18 protein-coding genes are annotated in these 19,350 nt (G+C 60.1%); 13 read left to right on the top strand and 5 right to left on the bottom strand.

The window, feature by feature from the left end:
* The first annotated feature begins 89 nt into the window (after window positions 1–89).
* From torD to AB5Y99_RS11195, 3 genes are all read left to right on the top strand, one after another.
* Window positions 90–758, top strand: coding sequence for a molecular chaperone TorD (torD, locus tag AB5Y99_RS11205; RefSeq protein WP_201905699.1), 669 nt, complete (start codon window positions 90–92; stop codon window positions 756–758).
* 7 nt (window positions 759–765) lie between these two features.
* On the top strand, window positions 766–1,134 hold the full coding sequence (locus AB5Y99_RS11200) for a hypothetical protein (protein ID WP_042080620.1): 369 nt from the start codon (window positions 766–768) through the stop codon (window positions 1,132–1,134).
* Window positions 1,135–1,323: 189 nt separating this feature from the next.
* Complete coding sequence (locus AB5Y99_RS11195; protein WP_323891190.1) at window positions 1,324–3,732, top strand: EAL domain-containing protein; 2,409 nt, start codon at window positions 1,324–1,326, stop codon at window positions 3,730–3,732.
* Between the two features lie 57 nt (window positions 3,733–3,789).
* Here AB5Y99_RS11195 and AB5Y99_RS11190 read toward each other — a convergent pair whose 3' ends face one another.
* Window positions 3,790–4,071, bottom strand: a complete 282-nt coding sequence (locus tag AB5Y99_RS11190) for a hypothetical protein (RefSeq protein ID WP_225315392.1) — start codon at window positions 4,069–4,071, stop codon at window positions 3,790–3,792.
* Between the two features lie 167 nt (window positions 4,072–4,238).
* On the opposite strand from AB5Y99_RS11190, the gene acs reads away from it, so the two are divergent.
* The 7 genes from acs (at window position 4,239) to AB5Y99_RS11155 (ending at window position 12,129) form a co-directional block, all read left to right on the top strand.
* Window positions 4,239–6,185 (top strand): acetate--CoA ligase, encoded by a 1,947-nt coding sequence (gene acs, locus AB5Y99_RS11185; protein ID WP_368209721.1) that lies wholly within the window; start codon window positions 4,239–4,241, stop codon window positions 6,183–6,185.
* Window positions 6,186–6,473: 288 nt separating this feature from the next.
* The gene (gene aroQ, locus AB5Y99_RS11180) at window positions 6,474–6,923 is read left to right on the top strand and encodes a type II 3-dehydroquinate dehydratase (RefSeq protein ID WP_005338907.1); all 450 of its coding nucleotides are present in this window, start codon (window positions 6,474–6,476) and stop codon (window positions 6,921–6,923) included.
* 36 nt (window positions 6,924–6,959) lie between these two features.
* Entirely contained in the window at window positions 6,960–7,418 is a 459-nt protein-coding gene (gene accB / locus AB5Y99_RS11175) for an acetyl-CoA carboxylase biotin carboxyl carrier protein (RefSeq protein ID WP_005338908.1), read from the top strand.
* Window positions 7,419–7,433: 15 nt separating this feature from the next.
* Window positions 7,434–8,774: an acetyl-CoA carboxylase biotin carboxylase subunit gene (accC, locus tag AB5Y99_RS11170; RefSeq protein ID WP_005338910.1), complete on the top strand. Its 1,341-nt coding sequence runs from the start codon at window positions 7,434–7,436 to the stop codon at window positions 8,772–8,774.
* 127 nt (window positions 8,775–8,901) lie between these two features.
* Window positions 8,902–9,165, top strand: coding sequence for a YhdT family protein (locus tag AB5Y99_RS11165; protein ID WP_005338912.1), 264 nt, complete (start codon window positions 8,902–8,904; stop codon window positions 9,163–9,165).
* Window positions 9,155–10,612 (top strand): sodium/pantothenate symporter, encoded by a 1,458-nt coding sequence (panF, locus tag AB5Y99_RS11160; protein WP_323890702.1) that lies wholly within the window; start codon window positions 9,155–9,157, stop codon window positions 10,610–10,612. Before AB5Y99_RS11165 ends, panF begins: the two co-directional genes overlap by 11 nt.
* A gap of 89 nt (window positions 10,613–10,701) precedes the next feature.
* A complete protein-coding gene (locus AB5Y99_RS11155; protein ID WP_043822878.1) occupies window positions 10,702–12,129 on the top strand; it encodes a PTS transporter subunit EIIC in 1,428 nt (475 codons plus the stop codon).
* A gap of 1 nt (window position 12,130) precedes the next feature.
* On the opposite strand, the gene AB5Y99_RS11150 is transcribed toward AB5Y99_RS11155, so the two are convergent.
* Window positions 12,131–13,003, bottom strand: a complete 873-nt coding sequence (locus AB5Y99_RS11150) for a LysR family transcriptional regulator (RefSeq protein ID WP_043822880.1) — start codon at window positions 13,001–13,003, stop codon at window positions 12,131–12,133.
* Between the two features lie 100 nt (window positions 13,004–13,103).
* Here AB5Y99_RS11150 and AB5Y99_RS11145 point away from each other — a divergent pair, with 100 nt between their 5' ends.
* Entirely contained in the window at window positions 13,104–14,120 is a 1,017-nt protein-coding gene (locus AB5Y99_RS11145; RefSeq protein WP_368209719.1) for a zinc-binding alcohol dehydrogenase family protein, read from the top strand.
* 179 nt (window positions 14,121–14,299) lie between these two features.
* Here AB5Y99_RS11145 and AB5Y99_RS11140 read toward each other — a convergent pair whose 3' ends face one another.
* A complete protein-coding gene (locus AB5Y99_RS11140; RefSeq protein WP_323890698.1) occupies window positions 14,300–14,605 on the bottom strand; it encodes a hypothetical protein in 306 nt (101 codons plus the stop codon).
* 52 nt (window positions 14,606–14,657) lie between these two features.
* On the opposite strand from AB5Y99_RS11140, the gene prmA reads away from it, so the two are divergent.
* Entirely contained in the window at window positions 14,658–15,536 is an 879-nt protein-coding gene (prmA, locus tag AB5Y99_RS11135; protein WP_005358410.1) for a 50S ribosomal protein L11 methyltransferase, read from the top strand.
* A 164-nt stretch (window positions 15,537–15,700) separates the two neighbouring features.
* Window positions 15,701–16,255, top strand: a complete 555-nt coding sequence (locus AB5Y99_RS11130) for a sugar O-acetyltransferase (protein ID WP_368209718.1) — start codon at window positions 15,701–15,703, stop codon at window positions 16,253–16,255.
* A 381-nt stretch (window positions 16,256–16,636) separates the two neighbouring features.
* Here the strand turns inward: AB5Y99_RS11130 and AB5Y99_RS11125 are convergent, their stop codons facing one another.
* Entirely contained in the window at window positions 16,637–17,185 is a 549-nt protein-coding gene (locus AB5Y99_RS11125) for an NAD(P)H nitroreductase (protein WP_368209717.1), read from the bottom strand.
* A gap of 114 nt (window positions 17,186–17,299) precedes the next feature.
* The gene (locus AB5Y99_RS11120) at window positions 17,300–19,327 is read right to left on the bottom strand and encodes an FAD-dependent oxidoreductase (RefSeq protein ID WP_368209715.1); all 2,028 of its coding nucleotides are present in this window, start codon (window positions 19,325–19,327) and stop codon (window positions 17,300–17,302) included.
* Window positions 19,328–19,350: the final 23 nt, after the last annotated feature.

The raw sequence follows: 19,350 nt of genomic DNA, 5'->3' as shown, positions 1-19,350 counted from the left end.
ACGAAAGCGCCCCCTTGAGTTTCCTTTATTTTTAAAGTCGTTAGAATCGGGAGCCATCAAGGCTCCCGATTGCCATCCACGGAGGAAAAATGCAGGAATTTATGGCTACCAGCGAACGCCGGGCCGAACTCTACTGGTGGTTCTCCACCCTGTTCGCCGCCGAACTCAGTGATGAGCAGATCGCCGAATATGACACCTATGATGTGCGAAGCTTCCTGAAAAGCCTCTCCACCCTGGATCCGATGCGCGAAGCCGTGGCCGAGCTCAACGATGCCATCGCCCGCCTGCTGGTGCGCCCGGATCGCCAGCTGGAACTGGCCGCCGACTTCGCCGGCCTGTTTCTGGTGGATCCCAAACAGGGCGCGCTGCCCTACGAATCGCTCTACCGCGGCGAGGCCAAGCTGCTGATGCAGGCCCCGATGGCCGAGATGCAGGCCCGCCTCGATCGCCTCGGTATCAATGTCAGCGACAAATACAAAGAGCCTGCGGATCATCTGGCCATCGAGCTGGATCTGATGGGCAATCTCATCATCCGTGGGGCGGAAGCCAAGAGTGCAGCCGAGCGGGAACGCTGGCTCGACGAGCAGGAAGCACTGCTGCACGGTCATCTGCTGGGCTGGTTTGACAAGTTCGAAAGCGCCTGTCGCGCCGCCGACCGGTTTGGCTTCTACGGCGCCAGTGCCCGTCTGCTGGGGGTCTTCCTCAAGATGGATGCCAACTACCTCTCTCTGGTCAAACCGGCACCGTCTGCCGACTGAGGCCGCGATGAAGACAGCCCTGCTTCTGATTGCATGCTGGCTGCTGGCCCTGATCCCGCTGGATCAGGGCATTACTCCCCTGATTGCGCTGCTGTTCAACCCGGATCGCGAGCTCTACGGCACCGCCCAGCTCACCGGATTTGCCGGCATCCTGCTCACCCTCTACCTTGCCAATCTCGGCGTCGAGGTGGTGTTGCGCCGCCGCTTCCAGATCGCCGGCATGCTGGCGCTGCTGGCCGCCTGGATCGATTTCATCAACAGCAGCGGCAGCGAGTCGCACTTCCTGCTGCTCTATCTGCTTGCCCTCCCGTTCCATCTGCTCGGCTGGCTGGTATTTGTGCGCGGTATTCAGGCGTTTGGTCGCCAGAAGGGATAACCACTCGCCCCCTTTTTCCATCCTTTTTATCAGGTTTTTCTGCCTATTCTTGCCGTCAAAACAACCAGATAACTCCGCTTGACTCCCGGCCAAACAGTTCGTGCCATACTGACAACTGATGCAAGTGATAAAACAATCAATGCCGAGGTCATCATGGATGGGAAGCTTTTCAACGCCGACACCGAGGCAATGTTGACCCAGCTGTCAGATCACACCGTCCTGGAACAGCTGATGGATAATGCCCCTCTGGGCATCGGCGTCTTTGACTGCGAATTTCGCTACCGTAAAGTCAATCAGGTGCTGGCCGACATCAATGGCAAGAGCATCGAGGAGCATCAGGGCAAACACCTCAGAGAGGTGGTTCCCAAGCTGGCACCGACTCTGGAGCCCATGTTTCAGCAGATCATGCGAAGCGGCATGCCCTACGTGGATATCGCCATCACGGGCCAAACCGCGGCGTACGACAACAGCTCCCGCCGCTTTCAGGCCACCTACAGCCCGATGCGTGATGAGAAGGGAGAGCTGAACGGCATCCTCGCCATCGTACGGGACATCACCGAGCAGTACGAAACCGAACAACGGCTGCAACTGGCAATGCGAGCGGCCCAAATCGGGGTGTGGGAGTGGCACGTGGCGGAAGACAGATTACTGTTCGACGGCCAGATTGAGCCGCTGCTGGGCATCGAGTCCAACCAGTTCCACGGCGGGCTGCAAGCGTTCGTCGACTGTTTTGAACCGGAATCAGGCAGCCAGCTCAAGGCCGCCCTGCAAAGTCATGACCCCATCCATCTCACCCTGAGCTACCTCACCGCTCTCAACGAGCGCCACTGGGTCGATATTCATGCCGACCATGTCCCCGCCACCGAGTCGGTCGGCCACCGGGTCATGGGAGTCATTCACAATGCCACCGCCCGCCGCCGTCAGGAGGAACGACTTCACCAGGCCAACGTGGTATTCGATACCACGGCCGAGGGGATCATCATCCTCGACAGCGAGCACCATATTCTGTCGGTCAACCCGGCCTTCACCATGCTGACCCAATACAATGCCGAGGAGGTGATAGGCCGTACCCCGGATATCATCATGCATCCCAGGCGCTACACCGACCTCGACTATCCCTGGTATCACCTGCGCCCCGGCAACAACGCCTGGCATGGCGAGATGGTTTGTCTGCGCAAGGATGGCAGCTACTTCTCCTCCTGGCAGCAGATCAGCGCTGTCTATGACAACTTCAACAACACTACTCACTATGTGATCGCCCTCTCCGACATCAGCGCCATTCGCAAGGTGGAGGCCGAGCTGAATCACCTTGCCTATCACGATCCCCTGACCGAGCTGGGCAATCGTCATCTGTTGCAGGAGCGGCTGGCCCTTGAGCTGAAAACCGCGCAGCTCAATCGCAAACGGTTGGGGCTGCTCTTTATCGATCTGGATGGCTTCAAGCTGATCAACGACAGCCTGGGCCACGGAGTTGGCGATGAGCTGCTCAAGCGGCTGGCAGAGCGGATCCGCGGCTGCCTGCAGCACAACGATCTGGCGACCCGCCTCGGGGGAGACGAGTTTCTGGTGCTGATCCCCTATCTGGAGGAGCCTGACGAGCTAGCAACCCTCGCCAATACCCTGCTGACCGTGTTGCGTGAACCGGTTGAGCTGGCTCATGAACTGGTGGCAATCTCGGCAAGTATCGGTATCGCCATCTATCCGGATCATGCTGACAGCCCGGAAACCCTGGTCAGCGCCGCCGACAGCGCCATGTACGAGGCGAAAAGTCAGGGGCGCAACGGATTCCAGTTCTATACCCCCTGCATGGCGGCTCGAGCCCGCGAGCGAATGCAGATTGAGCAGGGTCTGCTCAAGGCCCTGGAGCTCGAACAGCTCTGCATTTTCTATCAACCCATGACCAATCTGGCCAACGGCCACCTGAGCGGACTGGAAGCCCTGCTGCGCTGGCAGCATCCGAATGAGGGGATGATAGCGCCGACCCGTTTTATTCCGGTGGCAGAGGAGTGCGGCCTGATCGAGAAGATTGGAGAGTGGGTGATGCGCAACGCCTGCGAGCAGGGACAAAACTGGCTGGCTGCCGGACTGCCGGTGCCCCGCTTGTCGGTTAATGTGTCGGTGCGGGAGATGCGATCCCCCGGCTACGTTGAGCGGGTCGCCGCCATTCTGGCCGAGACCGGATTTCCGCCAGAACGGCTGGAGATAGAGGTGACGGAGAGCATCATCCAGCGGGTCGAACAGAGTCTGGATCTCTTTACCCGCCTGAAAAATCTCGGCGTGCAGATTGCCATCGATGACTTTGGTACCGGCTTCTCGTCACTGAGTCTGCTCAAGACCCTGCCGATCGATCGCATCAAGATCGACCGGGCGTTTGTGCAGGCATTACCGGAAGACAAGAACAGTCGGGAGCTCTGCCGCACCATCATCAATCTGGCCGACAGTCTGGATATGGAGGTCACCGCCGAAGGGATTGAAACCAAGGCACAACACGCCTTCTTGCAGTCACTCAACTGCGGCGAAGGACAGGGCTATCTGTTCAGCAAACCACTGCATGTCGAGCACATGGGAGATCGCCTGCATCAACGCTACGTCTCATAGCGGCAGGCAATCATCATCACCAGCCGGGAGGCATCCGCCTCCTAGCTGCCGACCGGATTACCACTCAATCTGCAAGCGGGATTCCCAACCATCATCACGATCATTGAGCATACGCGTCAACGGTGATTCGCCAGCATAACGGGGGGCTGGCTCGCTGAAGGTAAGTCTGGTACCAGGCTCCTTGGCCTGCCATGCATGACCAAGCTGATCAGCCACCCGATCCCGCAGCGCAGGTGAGGCCTCCTGATGGGTGATCGCAAACTCTTTCGGGGGTTCGCCAGCGGGCACTGGCGCATCAAACTGCCAGAGGGATGCACAGAGCAACAGAGAAAACATCATGACCTCCAATTAATCGACACGCCCCCTTTTACCCACTCGCCGATTAATTGTCACTCTTTGTCCTGTAACCAACTGTTGCCGCCTATCCAAAAGTCTAATTGCCCCCCGCCACCAAAGGTATAAGTTGTTACTTAATTATTAAAAGTATGTATTCAAAGGAGTGAGTGATGAGCGAGAGCAAGGTCTACCCGGTCAAACCCCACATCAGCAGCAATGCACTGCTCGACAAGGGCGACTACGCCGCCATGTATCAGGCCTCCATCGAGGATCCCGATACCTTCTGGGGAGAGCAGGGAAAAATTCTCGACTGGATGAAACCCTATAGCAAGGTCAAGAACACCTCCTACGATCCGGGCCATGTCTCCATCAAATGGTTTGAAGATGGCCAGCTCAACGTCTCGGCCAACTGTCTCGATCGCCATCTCGCCGAGCGTGGCGACAAGGTTGCCATCATATGGGAAGGGGACAACCCTGCCGAAGATCGCAAACTCACCTACCGCGAATTGCACAGCGAAGTGTGCAAGTTTGCCAACGTCTTGAAAGCCCAAGGGGTTCACCGCGGCGACGTGGTCTGCCTCTATATGCCCATGGTGCCCGAAGCTGCCATCGCCATGCTGGCCTGTACCCGCATCGGCGCGGTACACAGCATCGTATTCGGCGGCTTCTCGCCAGAAGCGCTGGCTGGTCGCATCATCGACTCGGGCTCGCGCATCGTGATCACCGCCGACGAGGGGCTGCGTGGTGGCCGTCCGGTGCCGCTCAAGAAGAATGTGGATGAAGCGCTCACCAACCCGGAAACCCAGGTCAACAAGGTGATCGTGCTCAAGCGCACCGGCGGCAATGTCGCCTGGCACAACCATCGCGATGTGTGGTGGCACGAAGCGACCGCCACCGTCAGCAGCGACTGCCCGCCCGAGGCGATGAACGCCGAAGATCCGCTCTTTATCCTCTATACCTCCGGCTCCACCGGCAAACCCAAGGGGGTGCTGCACACCACTGGCGGCTATCTGGTTTATGCCACCCTCACCTTCAAATATGTGTTCGACTACCACGAAGAGGATATCTACTGGTGTACCGCCGATGTGGGCTGGGTCACCGGCCACTCCTATCTGGTCTACGGGCCGCTCGCCAACGGTGCTACCACCATCATGTTCGAAGGGGTGCCCAACTACCCGGCCACCAACCGCATGAGTCAGGTGGTGGACAAGCACCAAGTCACCATTCTCTATACCGCCCCCACTGCCATCCGCGCCCTGATGGCCAAAGGCACCGAAGCCGTCACCGGCACTTCCCGCCAGAGCCTGCGCATCATGGGCTCGGTAGGTGAGCCCATCAACCCGGAAGCCTGGGAGTGGTACTACCGCACCATTGGCGATGAGCGCTGCCCCATTGTCGATACCTGGTGGCAGACCGAGACCGGCGGCATCCTGATTACGCCGCTGCCCGGCGTCACCGACCTGAAACCGGGCTCGGCAACTCGTCCCTTCTTCGGGGTGCAACCGGCGCTGGTCGACAACATGGGCGAGCCGCTGGAGGGCGCCACCGAGGGCAATCTGGTGATCACCGACTCCTGGCCGGGCCAAATGCGCACCGTATTCGGCGATCACGAGCGCTTCGAGCAGACCTACTTCTCCACCTTCCCGGGCCGCTACTTCACCGGCGACGGTGCCCGTCGCGACGAGGACGGCTACTACTGGATTACCGGTCGGGTGGATGATGTACTGAACGTCTCCGGCCACCGCATGGGTACCGCCGAAATTGAATCGGCGCTGGTGGCCCATCCCAAGATCGCTGAAGCGGCGGTGGTGGGGGTTCCTCACGAGATCAAGGGTCAAGGCATCTATGCCTATGTCACCCTGATCGCCGGGGAAGAGCCGAGCCGCGAGCTGCACAAAGAGGTGAAGGAGTGGGTGCGCAAGGAGATTGGCGCCATCGCTACGCCAGATGTCATTCACTGGGCGGAAGGGCTGCCGAAGACCCGTTCCGGCAAAATCATGCGCCGCATCTTGCGCAAGATCGCCACCGGCGAGACCGACAGCCTGGGGGATATCTCCACCCTGGCGGATCCGGGGGTAGTAGACAAACTCATCCGCGAGAAGTCGGAAGCGGCCTGATCCCGCTTCGTTTGTTGCTCAACAAAGCCGGCCCTGTGCCGGCTTTGTCGTTTCTTATCTGCCAGCAAACAGCAAGGTGGCAGCGACGAAGTATCTCAGGTCGAAACGTGCAATAAATAGCCAGATGTAGAGATTAGACCAGTAAAATGCTGCTAATTTTCACGAAATCAATATAATTGCGAAATCTGTGTGCCAGGGCACACCGATTTGCGCAGAAAATGGCTAGATTTCTGGTAGTCCACAAGATAGCTGATAGATAGCAGCATTATCATCGAGGATGTACTCAATATGTCGCAAAATCACCGAATTCTCCTGCTCAACGGACCAAACCTGAATCTGCTGGGCAAACGGGAACCGGGTATCTACGGCAGCAAGACGCTTGATGAGATCGTCGCCGATCTGAAGCTTAACGCCAGCGAACTCGGTGTCACTCTGGAACATCTGCAATCCAACGCCGAACATGAGTTGGTCGGCCGCATCCATCAGGCCATGGGCCAGGTGGATTTTATCATCATCAATCCAGCCGCCTTCACCCACACCAGCGTTGCCATTCGCGATGCGCTGCTGGGTGTCGCCATCCCTTTTATCGAGGTTCACCTGTCAAACGTCCATGCCAGGGAGCCGTTCCGTCATCACTCCTATCTGTCTGATGTCGCCAAAGGGGTCATTTGTGGTCTGGGGGCCGATGGCTACCAATTCGCTTTAACCGCGGCCGTGCACCATCTGCGCGCGGCTTGATAATCACTGATCAGATAAAGAAGAAAGAGAATGCTAATGGATATCCGCAAAATCAAGAAGCTGATTGAACTGGTTGAAGAGTCCGGCATCGCCGAACTGGAGATCTCCGAAGGTGAAGAGTCCGTTCGCATCAGCCGCAACTTCTCCGGTCAGGTGACCACCGCCATGCCGCAGATGATGATGCAGCAAGCCGCTCCGGTTGCCGCACCTGCCGCTGCCGCCCCGGTTGCCGCCGCACCGGCCGCAGATGCCGCCCCGAGCGGTCACCTGATGCGCTCCCCGATGGTTGGCTCCTTCTACCGCTCCTCCAGCCCGGATGCCAAGCCGTTCGCGGAAGTGGGTCAGCAAGTCAATGTCGGCGACACCCTGTGCATCGTCGAAGCCATGAAAATGATGAACCAAATCGAGTCTGACAAGGCCGGTGTGATCAAAGCGATCCTGGTTGAAAATGGTCAGGCCGTCGAATTTGACGAGCCGCTGTTCATCATCGAATAAGGGAAATCGCCACCCATGTTGGACAAAGTAGTCATCGCCAACCGCGGTGAAATTGCCCTGCGGATCCTGCGCGCCTGTAAAGAGCTCGGGATCAAGACAGTGGCCGTTCACTCCACCGCCGACCGGGAGCTCAAGCATGTGCTGCTGGCCGACGAATCCATCTGTATCGGCAGACCGGCCAGTACTGAATCCTACCTCAACGTCCCGGCCATCATCGCCGCCGCCGAGGTAACCGGTGCCGTGGCCATCCACCCGGGTTACGGCTTCCTCTCCGAGAACGCCGATTTCGCCGAAGTGGTCGAAAAATCCGGCTTCATCTTCATCGGCCCGCGCGCCGAGACCATTCGCCTGATGGGTGACAAGGTCTCTGCCATCGAAGCGATGAAGAAAGCGGGCGTACCGTGTGTACCGGGCTCTGACGGCCCCGTCGACAACGACGCCAAGCACAACGCCGCCATTGCCAAGCGCATCGGCTATCCGGTGATCATCAAGGCCGCCGGTGGCGGTGGTGGTCGCGGTATGCGCGTGGTGCGCAATGAAGCGGAACTGGCGGGCGCCATCGCCCTGACCAAATCCGAAGCAGGCCAGTTCTTCAAGAACGACATGGTCTACATGGAGAAGTACCTGGAAAACCCGCGCCACATTGAAATTCAGGTGTTGGCAGACGGCCAGGGCAACGCCCTCTATCTGGGCGAGCGTGACTGCTCCATGCAGCGTCGCCACCAGAAAGTGGTGGAAGAGGCGCCGGCGCCCGGCATCACCGCCGAAATGCGCAAGTTCATCGGCGAGCGCTGTGTGCGCGCCTGTATCGAGATCGGCTACCGCGGCGCGGGTACTTTCGAGTTCCTGTACGAGAACGGCGAGTTCTATTTCATCGAGATGAACACCCGTATTCAGGTTGAGCATCCGGTCACCGAGATGGTCACCGGTATCGATCTGATCAAGGAGCAGCTGCGCATCGCCGCCGGTCAGCCCCTGTCGATCACCCAGCAGGATATCCGCATCCGTGGCCATGCCATCGAGTGCCGGATCAACGCCGAAGATCCGGCCACCTTCATGCCCTCTCCGGGTCTGGTGCAGCGCTTCCACGCGCCGGGTGGTCTGGGCGTGCGTTGGGACTCCCACATCTATGCCGGTTACAAGGTACCGCCCCACTACGATTCGATGATCGGCAAGCTGATCTGCTACGGCGAGAATCGTGACATTGCCATCGCCCGTATGCGTCATGCGCTGGACGAGCTGGTGGTGGAAGGGATCAAGACCAACGTACCGCTGCAAAAAGAGATCATGAAAGACGAAAACTTCCAGCACGGTGGCACTAACATCCACTACCTGCACAAGAAGTTAGGTCTGTAAGGATCGCTGATAGAGACCGGACTTCCGATGGAAGTCTGCTCCGCAAGGGGCCTCCGCTGAAAAAGGGCCATGGCGACATGGCCCTTTTTTGTTATTCTTGCGCCCCTCAAATTTGTCGGAGGCCAAGGTGAACCGTTTTGCTCTCGCCCGCCGGGAAGCAGCTTTCTGCCTGCTGCTGACCCTGCTCTACTTCTTTGCCTGGTATGGCACCGCCTATTTTATCCCGCTCCAGCTGGAGTTGTGGGGTCTGCCGTTGTGGTTCCTGCTCAGCTGCATGGTGATGCCGCTGCTGTTCATTCTGCTCTGCGCCCTGATGGTGAACCGGCTGTTTGTGGAGATCCCCCTCGATACCCACTCCCCTTCCGGCAAGGAGTCATCCCATGAATCTTGAGTTGATGCTGCCGCTCGTCATCTATCTGGTGCTGGTGCTGGGGGTGGGTTTCTGGGCCAGCCGCCATCGCGCAGAAGGCAACTTCGTGCAGGAGTACTTCATCGGCAACCGCAGCATGGGTGGGCTGGTGCTGGCGATGACGCTAGTGGCCACCTACACCTCGGCCTCCTCCTTTATCGGCGGGCCGGGCGCGGCCTACAAGATCGGTCTGGGCTGGGTGTTGCTGGCGATGATCCAGCTGCCCACCGTCTGGCTCACTCTGGGGGTGCTTGGCAAGAAGTTCGCCATCATCGCCCGCCGGGTCAATGCGGTGACCATCAACGACATGCTGTGGGCCCGCTACCAGAGCAAGGCGGTGGTGATCCTCGGCTCCATTACTATCATCCTCGCCTTTATCGCGACCATGGTGGTGCAGTTTATCGGCGGCGCCCGCCTGCTGGAGACCGCCACCGGCCTCTCCTACCAGCAGGGCTTGATGTTGTTTGCCAGCTGCGTACTGCTCTACACCATCATCGGCGGTTTTCGCGCCGTGGTGATGACCGATGCCCTGCAGGGGATCATCATGCTGATCGGCACCGGCGCCCTGCTGGCAGGAATTCTGATTGCCGGTGACGGCCTGCCAAACCTTATCCACCAGCTCAGGGAGATCGACCCCAAGCTGGTGAGCCCGCAGGGGGCTGGCGACATGTTGACCCAGCCCTTTATGCTGAGCTTCTGGATCCTGGTCTGTGTTGGGGTGGTGGGGCTGCCCCACTCGGCGCTGCGTTGCTTTGGCTATCGCGACAGCAAGGCGCTCCATCGCGGCATTCTGATCGGCACCGTGGTCAGCGCACTGCTGATGTTTGGCATGCATCTGGCGGGCGCCCTCGGCCGCGCCATCCTGCCAGGCATGGACAGCCCGGACAAGATCATGCCCTCCCTGATGATGGAAGTGCTGCCCCCCTGGCTGGCCGGGGTCTTTCTGGCGGCGCCGATGGCGGCCATCATGTCCACCATCGACTCCCAGCTGATCCAGGCTTCCGCCACTCTGGTGAAGGATCTCTATCTCAACTATCTGAGTCCAAAGCAGGAGAAGCTGGAGGTGCGCATTCCGCGCCTCTCCCTGCTCTGTACCCTGATCTTGGGCACCCTGGTGCTGCTGGCGGCGCTGCAACCGCCTGAGATGATCATCTGGCTCAACCTGCTCGCCTTTGGCGGTCTGCAGGCGGTGTTCCTCTGGCCGCTGGTGCTCGGTCTCTACTGGTCACGGGCCAACGGCCCGGGCGCGCTGGCCAGCATGGTCAGCGGCATCGTCTGCTATGGGGTACTCAGTCAGTGGGGGATCAAGCTGGCTGGCCTGCACGCCATCGTGCCAAGCCTCACGCTGGCGCTGGTGGTCTTTATCACGGTGAGCCTGCTGACGGCACCGCCCTCGCGGGAAGTGCGCGAGCTTTTCGGGCAGAAATAATAAAAATATAAATTAGGGGTTCCAAAACTATCCCCAAATAGGTGTTTTCCGGTTAAACTGTGCGCCAAGTCACAGAACGTAGCCGCTGTATGCCCGTTAAAGCCACTCGACAAGTCGTTACTCAAGCCCTGCAGCGGCTCGGTTATGCCCTGCTGCTGCCCGTCTCCATCCTGCCGATGGCGGCGTTGATCTACCGGCTTGGGCAACCCGACGTGCTCGATTTGGCGGTGCTCTCCCTCACCGGTCAGGCGATCTTCAGCCAGATGCCGCTTATCTATGCGGTGGCGATCGCCTTTGGCCTGAGTCGGCAAGAGCTGGGCGGACAGACATTAGCGGGTGCGGTCAACTTCCTGCTGCTCAGCACCGCTTTCAATACGCTGGCCCCCAACCTGCACGCCGACATGATCTGCGGTCTGCTGGCGGGGCTCACCACTGCCATCATCTACCCCTGGGTTCACCAACAAACACTGCCCCGCTGGCTGCAGATCGCCAAGGGGGAGTTTCCCAGCCTGCTGGTGTCGGCCTTGGCCTGCCTGCTGATCGCCATCCCCCTCTCGCTGCTGTGGCCGCCGCTGGAGCGCGGGCTGACCCTGCTCACCTCCGAGCTGCTTACCACGCCGTTTGGCGCCTTCTGCTACGGCACCCTCAACCGCTTGCTAATCCCGCTCGGGCTGCATCAGGTATTGGGTAGCGTCATCGGCCTTGGCGAGAGCAACCTGCAGGCGCTGGCCACCGCCCAGCCCCTTCATGAAGGGTATGTGGCCGGTCTCTACCCCATCATCATGTTCGGCCTGCCGGGCGCCTGTTTTGCCATCTGGCTGCACCGCCAGCGGATGCAGCGGCTGCCGCAGGGCGGGCTGCTGCTCACCCTGGCGCTCACCTCGGCACTGGTGGGTATCACAGAGCCCATCGAGTTTCTGTTCGCCTTTACCGCCCCCTGGCTGTTTCTCGCCCACGCCCTGCTGACCGGGCTATCGCTCGCTGTCTGTAGCGGGCTGGGGATCAAAGTGGGCAGTTACTTCTCCGCCGGTCTGCTGGATCTGGTGCTGAGCTATCAGGCAGGGGAGCACAGCTTCTGGCTCATTCCGGTCGGTATCCTGTTCTTCGTTGCCTACACCCTGCTGTTCTATCAACTGCTGGAGCGCGCCCCCCTCAGCATGCCGAGCAAGCCCATCGCAGTGGAGCATCCGCGCCTTGCCAGCGTTGCCCCCTCCGACCCGCAGATGCTGGCGATCCAGTACCTCAAGGTGCTGGGCGGGATGGACAATCTGGTGGCGATGAGTGTCTGCATCACCCGCCTCAGCCTGCGGGTGCGCGATATTTCACTGGTGGATCAGTCACGCCTGCTGGGGCTGGGCTGCCTCTCCTGGATCCAGCTCAACGACCACCAGCTGGTGCTGGTGCTGGGCCCCAGCGCCAGCCTGATTGAAGGGCAGATCCGCATGCTGGCGGAGCGCCAGTCGGTCCCCCTCGGCCTCAAACCCAATCAGGAGTCGGCCAGCCAGAGCAGCTGGTAACTCAGGCAAACAGCAACCGCTCGGCCACGAAATCCATCAGGGTGCGCAGAGCGGGGGCCAGATGCTCCCGACTGGGATAGATAAGGTAAAACGGGTTAGCCGGAATGGGCTGATCCGGCAACACCTTCTGCAATCGCCTCGCCGCCAAATCCCCTTCACAGACATGGTGGGGCAACAGGGCAATCCCCCCGTCATGAAGCGCCATCTCCCGCAGCGCCAGCAAGCTGTTGCTGACACAGGCCCCCTGTGGCCGCCAGCCCCCCTCCTGCAATGGCCACACCGGCATGGCCGAGTGCACCAGACAGGCATAACGACCCAGCTCGCTCAGCTGTTGCGGCATGCCGTGGGCCGCCAGATAGGCGGGCGCCGCCACCAGATGGCGCGCCACCTCACCGATACGCCGACAGATGAGGCTGGAGTCTTTCAGCGGCGCCGCCCGCAGCGCCAAATCATAACCCTCCCCCACCAGATCGAGCTGTTCATCGCTCAGGGTCAGTTCCAGCACCACCTCGGGATAGAGGGCGCGAAACTCGGCGAGGATCCGGCCAAGCAATAGAGTACCGGTCGCCTCGGGGGCAGTAATCCGCACCCGCCCCGCCGGGGCCGAGCGCAGCCGTGCCATCGCCAGATTGGCGCTGCGGGCCAGAGCCAGCAGCCCCTGACAGTGCTCCACATAGAGCTCCCCCTGCGGGGTCAGGCTCAACCTGCGAGTGGTACGCTGCAACAGCCGCACCCCGAGCTGGGATTCGAGCCGCGAGATCTTCTGGCTCACCGATGACTTGGGCATACCTAGCAGCTCGGCGGCCCGGGTAAAGCTTCCCTGCTCCACCACGGTGGCGAACAGTCCCATCAACTCCAGATCGACATTGTTCATATATTCAAACAGTCTTTACCGATTACCCATCTTAATCTTGATAATCAACCAGACTAGAGTGAGTGGCAATCCCGAACACAGCGATTTGAAAGGAAAAACCATGAAAGCCATTGCCCTGACTCACTATCTGCCAAGCGACCACCCCGACTGCTTCATCGCCGCCAACCTGCCCGATCCGGTTCCGGGCCCGCAGGATCTGCTGGTGCGGGTCACCGCCACCTCCGTCAATCCGGTGGATACCAAGGTGCGTTCCCCCAGGGCCAAAATTGAAAGCTCGCCCCGGGTACTGGGCTGGGATGCGGTGGGGGAAGTGATCGCCACCGGCAGCGAAGTGACCCTGTTCAAGGCGGGCGACCGGGTCTGGTATGCCGGCGATATCAGCCGCCCGGGCAGCAACAGCGCCCTGCAACTGGTGGATGAGCGCATCGCCGCGATCGCCCCCACCAGCGTGAGCGATGTGGAGGCCGCCGCCCTGCCGCTCACCGCTATCACCGCCTGGGAGACCCTGTTCGAGCGCTTCGCTCTTACCCGCGAAAGCCGTGGCAAACTGCTGATCATCGGCGGCGCCGGTGGCGTGGGATCCATCGCCATCCAGCTGGCCCGCCAGCTCACCGGTATGGAGGTGATTGCTACCGCCTCCCGCCCCGAGAGCAGTGAGTGGTGCCTCGAGATGGGCGCCCATCAGGTCGTAAACCACCACAAGTTGCAGGAGGAGCTGACCGCCCTTGGCATCACCCAGGTCGATGCCATCTTCTGCACCAACGCCACCGCCGAACACTGGGCCACCATGGCAGGGCTGATCCGCCCGTTTGGCCATATCTGCACCATCGCCGAATCGAGCGAGCCGTGGGATCTCTCCCTGCTCAAGAGCAAGAGCGTCACCTTCAGCCAGGAGTTCATGTTCACCCGCTCCCTGTTCCAGACGCCGGACATGATCGAGCAGCACCGCCTGCTCGGCCGGGTGGCGGCACTGGTCGATGAAGGGGTATTGCAGACCACCCTGACCAGAACCATCCCGTCACTGACCCCGGTCACGCTGGCTCAGGCCCATGCCGAGGTGGAAGCAGGCCGCATGGTAGGCAAGCTGGTGATCGACATGAGCGGCTTTGCCAACTAAGCCCTCAAACGCACCATGATGGGATAAGTTCACCAAGGAGATGCCCCAAACGGGCACAACCAGCAGCACTCATGACAGCCTGTGGCAGGCCAACGTCCGACAATCAGCCAAAAAAGAGGCCATTTCACGAGAAATGGCCTGAATACCTGAACATTGGGGTAACAATCACACACATATCCTTATGCAGGACAATCTAGTCTTTGCATCTGGCGTGCCAACAGCAGCATGATGCGCCAAAACGGCGTCAGCCCATCCTTGAGCAAGGTGCCGACCTTGCTCTTTTTTGTCTGGCTAACTTTTTTTCGAAGGTAAACAAGTACAGATAAAAAAATGCCACCCGAGGGTGGCAGTGAAAGATGACGGAACTTGAGCAAAGCGTTCAGCGAAAACCGGTCGTCTTCGCCTGCATAGTGCAATACAGGAACCGTGCCAATCCGGCAAAAGCCCCCGTATCCCTCCACGTCATGGGCAAACCACGACAGCACTGCCCCATGATGGTAGAATCTCGCGGTTTCACATTTATGAAGAGTCGACGCCATGCCCTGGATACAAATTCGAATCAACGCCACTGCCAAGACCGCAGACAAGGTGAGCAACATGCTGCTGGGGCGTGGAGCCCAGGCGGTGACCTTTATGGATGCCAAGGATGTGCCCGTCTACGAACCCATGCCCGGTGAAACCCCGCTCTGGGGCGAGACCGAAGTGATGGGTCTGTTCGATGCCGAAACCGACCCGGCTCCCACCATCGCCTTCTTCCAGCAGATCTTCGGCGAAAACGTCGGCTACAAGGTCGAGCAGCTGGAAGACAAGGATTGGGTGCGCGAGTGGATGGATCACTTCCACCCGATGCAGTTTGGCGAGCGCCTCTGGATCTGCCCGAGCTGGCGCGATGTGCCGAACCCCGATGCAGTCAACGTCATGCTGGATCCGGGTCTGGCCTTCGGTACCGGTACCCACCCCACCACCGCCCTCTGCCTGCAGTGGCTGGACGGCCTCGATCTGACCGGTAAAACCGTGGTCGACTTTGGTTGCGGCTCCGGCATTCTCGGCATCGCCGCCCTGAAACTGGGTGCCGCCCGCGTCATCGGCATCGACATCGACCCGCAGGCCATTCAGGCCAGCCGCGACAACGCCGCGCGCAACGGTGTCGCCGACCAGATTGAGCTCTATCTGCCAGCCGACCAGCCGCAAGATGTCGAAGCGGACGTGGTGGTTGCCAACATCCTGGCCGGCCCGCTGCGCGAACTGGCTCCACTTATCGCCGGCCACGGCAAGCCGGGCAGCCTGATGGCTCTCTCCGGCGTGCTGGAGAGCCAGGCTCCGGAGCTGGAAACTATCTACGGTCAGTGGTTCGAGATGGACCCGACCGCCGTCAAGGAAGAGTGGTGCCGCCTCTCCGGCCGCAAGCACGGCTAAACATAGCTCCCGCTCTCAAGGCGGCAAGTCAGCATCTTTATTAAACAAGAGCACCCGCGGGTGCTCTTGTTGTTTCTCCCTCCTTTCCCACTCTGAGGGACGGTTCACGCTTCTCTGGCCAATGAGGGATTAACATCGTTCTTCCACATCATTGGGGCCCTGCCATGATCGAATACCAGAAGATGATTTGCAGCCAACCGTACAACTGCATGACACCCGAGTTGGCCCAGTTGCGCCGGGAGGCGGCCCAGCGCTATCGCCGTTTCAATCAGGCGGAAGATGAGGCTGAGCAGCGGGCACTACTGGCGGAGCTGATTGGCGAACTGGCAGAGAACGCCTTTATCTGCCCGCCCCTCTACTGCACCTATGGCCACCACATCCACCTGGGCAAGGACTCCTACATCAATATGGGAGCGACCCTGCTGGACAATGCCCCCATTCGCATCGGCGCCCATGTGATGATTGGGCCAAACGTGCAGATCTATACCGCAGCCCATGCGCTGGAGGCCGATGAACGGATTCAGGGAACAGAGACGGCGCTGCCGGTTACCATTGAAGACAAGGTCTGGATTGGGGGCGGCGCCATCTTGCTGCCCGGCGTCACCATAGGGCGGGAGGCGATCGTCGGCGCGGGCGCCGTAGTCACCAAAGATGTACCGGCCGGAGCTCGGGTAGTCGGCAATCCAGCCCGGATCCTGCCAGCCAAAAACAGGGCATAAGGCTGCCAACCTGGCTGCATCTTGATACCGCCATCAACTCACAACAGCCCCGACACCCCATAAAAAATAAAGCCCAATGTCACGAAGACGTTGGGCTGTTAAAAGGTGCTACGGAATTGCGACTCTCATCGCAGAAAAATTAGAAGGAGTGCCCTTCTAAACTGGCAGGGAGATATTAGCGAATGCGCAAACGTTTTACATAGTGAAATACAACAGGATTGCGAGGTACATCGCACTATTTAAATAATTACCTGCTATGGCGTGCGAAGCCTCTTTGAGCCATTTATTTTCCCCAATTTCTCTGGTTACTATTCACGGTTAAACAGAAAAGCCCCGATTTCTCGAGGCTTTGCTTCTCTCAACCGCAACGTGGCCGAAAAGTCAGAAACGGCGGACAAACTCATCGAGCGGCAGCTCGCGCAGTTTACGCGCTTCCAGCATGGGGGTACCGAGGTAGAGGAAACCCACCAGCTGCTCCTCTGCCGCCAGCCCCAGTCCCTTGTTGATCTGCTCATCGAAGATAAACCAGCCGGAGCGCCAGATACCGTTGAAGCCCTGTGCCTGCGCCGCCATCTGCATCGCCATCAGGGCACAACCGGCAGAGAGCTCCTGCTCCAGTTTCGGCACCTTGGGGTGATCCTGATAACGGGTTGCCACGGCGACGACCAAGGGCGCCCGCAGTGGCGCTTCGCTGCACTTCTTGATGCTCTCTTCATCTTCGCCACGGGCACGGGCCGCCTCGGCCAGCAGCTTGCCCAGCCGCTCGCGCCCATCCCCTTCAAACAGAATGAACTGCCAGGGGGTCAGGGTACCGTGATCCGGCGCGCGCAGACCCGCCTTGAGGATATTGTCGAGCACCTCACCGCTCGGGGCGGGATCGGCGAGACGGCCACAGGAGTGGCGATTGAGCAACAGGGTGAGGGCATCCATGGGCAATTCCTTCTCTGGGGCAATGATGGCGCTACCTTAGCACAGCACCGAATGAAGAAAACCCCTGAGGCTCAGGGGTTTATCGCACTATAAAGGGCAGGATGGCACAGCTGGCTAGATGATCGCAGCCAGCTCGGCCCCTTGCCGGATGGCGCGCTTGGCATCCAGCTCGGCAGCCACGTCGGCTCCGCCGATGATATGCACCGGCTTGCCTGCCGCCTGCAACCCGGCCTGCAGTTCTTTAAGGGGCTCCTGCCCGGCGCAGACGATAACCTGATCCACCGGCAGACACTGCTTGGTCTCGCCCACCTGAATGTGCAAGCCCTCGTCATCGATCCCCAGATATTGCACCCCGGAGAGCATCTGCACCTTGCGGTTCTTGAGCACGGTACGGTGGATCCAGCCGGTGGTCTTGCCAAGGCCGTCACCCACCTTGCTCTCCTTGCGCTGGAGCAGCCAGATCTGGCGCTCGGGGGCGTCGATTTCAGGAACCGTGAGGCCACCGCGCTCGCCAAGCTGTTTGTCGATGCCCCACTCCTTGAGCCAGTGATCACGGTGCCCATCGGCATCCATCTCCACTTTCTTCTCTACCAGATACTCAGCTACATCGAAACCGATGCCGCCAGCGCCGATCACCGCCACCTTCTGGCCGACCGGTTTGTGATCCCGCAATACATCGAGATAACTCATCACCTTGGGATGCTCGATCCCCGGAATATTGGGGGTGCGCGGACGAATACCGGTAGCGAGGATCACCTCGTCAAAACCGCCGCCGAGCAGGCTCTCGGCACTCTGGCGCTGGCCGAGATAGAGCTCGACGCCGCACTTCTCCAGCCGTTTGGCGAAATAGCGCAGAGTCTCGTGAAACTCCTCCTTGCCCGGGATCTGCTTGGCGAAGTTGAACTGGCCGCCGATTTCGCTGGCTTGATCGAACAGGCTCACCTGATGACCGCGCTCGGCAGCGTAACAGGCGAACGCCAGGCCAGCCGGGCCCGCCCCCACTACCGCCAGCTTCTTGGGCTGGGGCACGCGGCCAAAGGTAAGCTCGGTCTCGAAACAGGCGCGAGGATTGACCAGACAGGAGGCTCGCTTCTGCTTGAACACATGGTCGAGGCAAGCCTGATTGCAGGCGATGCAGGTGTTGATCTCGTCCGCACGGTTCTCGGCCGCCTTGATGACAAACTCGGGATCCGCCAGGAAGGGGCGCGCCATGGAGACCATATCCGCCTCGCCCCCCGCCAGAATCCGCTCGGCCACCTCGGGGGTGTTGATACGGTTGGTAGTGATAAGCGGCACCTTGAGATGCTTTTTCAGCTCGGCGGTCACCCAGCTGAAGGCGCCGCGCGGCACGCTGGTGGCGATGGTGGGAATACGCGCTTCGTGCCAACCGATACCGGTGTTGATCAGGGTCACCCCCACCGCTTCCAGCGCTTTGCCAAGGGCGATCACCTCTTCCAGGGTCGAGCCCTGCTCCACCAGATCCAGCATGGAGAGGCGGAAGATAATGATGAAGTCGGTGCCGACCCGCTCGCGAATGGCGCGGACAATCTCCACCGGAAAGCGCATCCGGTTTTCGCTGCTGCCGCCCCAGCCATCGGTGCGTTTGTTGGTGCGCTCGCAGATGAACTGGTTGATGAGATAGCCTTCCGACCCCATCACCTCAACCCCGTCATAACCGGCCGCCTTGGCCAGCGCTGCTGTAGCAGCGAAGTCGCGAATGGTGCCGCGGATCTGTCGCTCGCTCATGGCGCGTGGCTTGAACGGGGAGATGGGGGCTTTGAGGGCGCTCGGGGCCAGACTGAAGGGATGATAGGCGTAACGACCGGCATGGAGGATCTGCAGCGCTATCTTGCCCCCCTCCTGATGCACGGCGCTGGTCACCTTCTTGTGCTTGCTCACCTGCCAGGGGAAGCTCAGCTGGGAGCCGTGAGGTACCAGCCGACCGCGCAAGTTGGGGGCAATGCCGCCGGTGACGATAAGGCCAACACCACCACGGGCGCGCTCGGCATAAAAGGCGGCCAGCTTGTCAAAACCGCCCTTCTCCTCTTCGAGGCCGGTATGCATGGAGCCCATCAAGACGCGGTTGCGCAGCTGGGTAAAACCAAGGTCGAGCGGGGTCAGCAGGGTCGGATAGCGGCTCACGATGCCTCCAGTTAATTTTTTGT

The organism is Aeromonas sp. R4-2, assembly GCF_040908295.1.
In the GTDB taxonomy this organism is placed as follows: domain Bacteria; phylum Pseudomonadota; class Gammaproteobacteria; order Enterobacterales; family Aeromonadaceae; genus Aeromonas; species Aeromonas veronii.
Note: the sequence above shows the minus strand (reverse complement) of the source record. Positions and strands in the feature narration are given on the sequence as shown.

What these genes read in the sequence shown, in the direction of transcription:
- AB5Y99_RS11150 (WP_043822880.1), bottom strand. Translation starts at nt 13,003, where the DNA reads ATGAACAATGTCGATCTGGAGTTGATGGGACTGTTCGCCACCGTGGTG.
- AB5Y99_RS11190 (WP_225315392.1), bottom strand. Translation starts at nt 4,071, where the DNA reads ATGATGTTTTCTCTGTTGCTCTGTGCATCCCTCTGGCAGTTTGATGCG.
- AB5Y99_RS11125 (WP_368209717.1), bottom strand. Translation starts at nt 17,185, where the DNA reads ATGGATGCCCTCACCCTGTTGCTCAATCGCCACTCCTGTGGCCGTCTC.
- AB5Y99_RS11200 (WP_042080620.1), top strand. Translation starts at nt 766, where the DNA reads ATGAAGACAGCCCTGCTTCTGATTGCATGCTGGCTGCTGGCCCTGATC.
- panF (WP_323890702.1), top strand. Translation starts at nt 9,155, where the DNA reads ATGAATCTTGAGTTGATGCTGCCGCTCGTCATCTATCTGGTGCTGGTG.
- torD (WP_201905699.1), top strand. Translation starts at nt 90, where the DNA reads ATGCAGGAATTTATGGCTACCAGCGAACGCCGGGCCGAACTCTACTGG.
- acs (WP_368209721.1), top strand. Translation starts at nt 4,239, where the DNA reads ATGAGCGAGAGCAAGGTCTACCCGGTCAAACCCCACATCAGCAGCAAT.
- prmA (WP_005358410.1), top strand. Translation starts at nt 14,658, where the DNA reads ATGCCCTGGATACAAATTCGAATCAACGCCACTGCCAAGACCGCAGAC.
- accB (WP_005338908.1), top strand. Translation starts at nt 6,960, where the DNA reads ATGGATATCCGCAAAATCAAGAAGCTGATTGAACTGGTTGAAGAGTCC.
- AB5Y99_RS11145 (WP_368209719.1), top strand. Translation starts at nt 13,104, where the DNA reads ATGAAAGCCATTGCCCTGACTCACTATCTGCCAAGCGACCACCCCGAC.
- AB5Y99_RS11130 (WP_368209718.1), top strand. Translation starts at nt 15,701, where the DNA reads ATGATCGAATACCAGAAGATGATTTGCAGCCAACCGTACAACTGCATG.
- AB5Y99_RS11195 (WP_323891190.1), top strand. Translation starts at nt 1,324, where the DNA reads ATGTTGACCCAGCTGTCAGATCACACCGTCCTGGAACAGCTGATGGAT.
- aroQ (WP_005338907.1), top strand. Translation starts at nt 6,474, where the DNA reads ATGTCGCAAAATCACCGAATTCTCCTGCTCAACGGACCAAACCTGAAT.
- AB5Y99_RS11155 (WP_043822878.1), top strand. Translation starts at nt 10,702, where the DNA reads ATGCCCGTTAAAGCCACTCGACAAGTCGTTACTCAAGCCCTGCAGCGG.
- accC (WP_005338910.1), top strand. Translation starts at nt 7,434, where the DNA reads ATGTTGGACAAAGTAGTCATCGCCAACCGCGGTGAAATTGCCCTGCGG.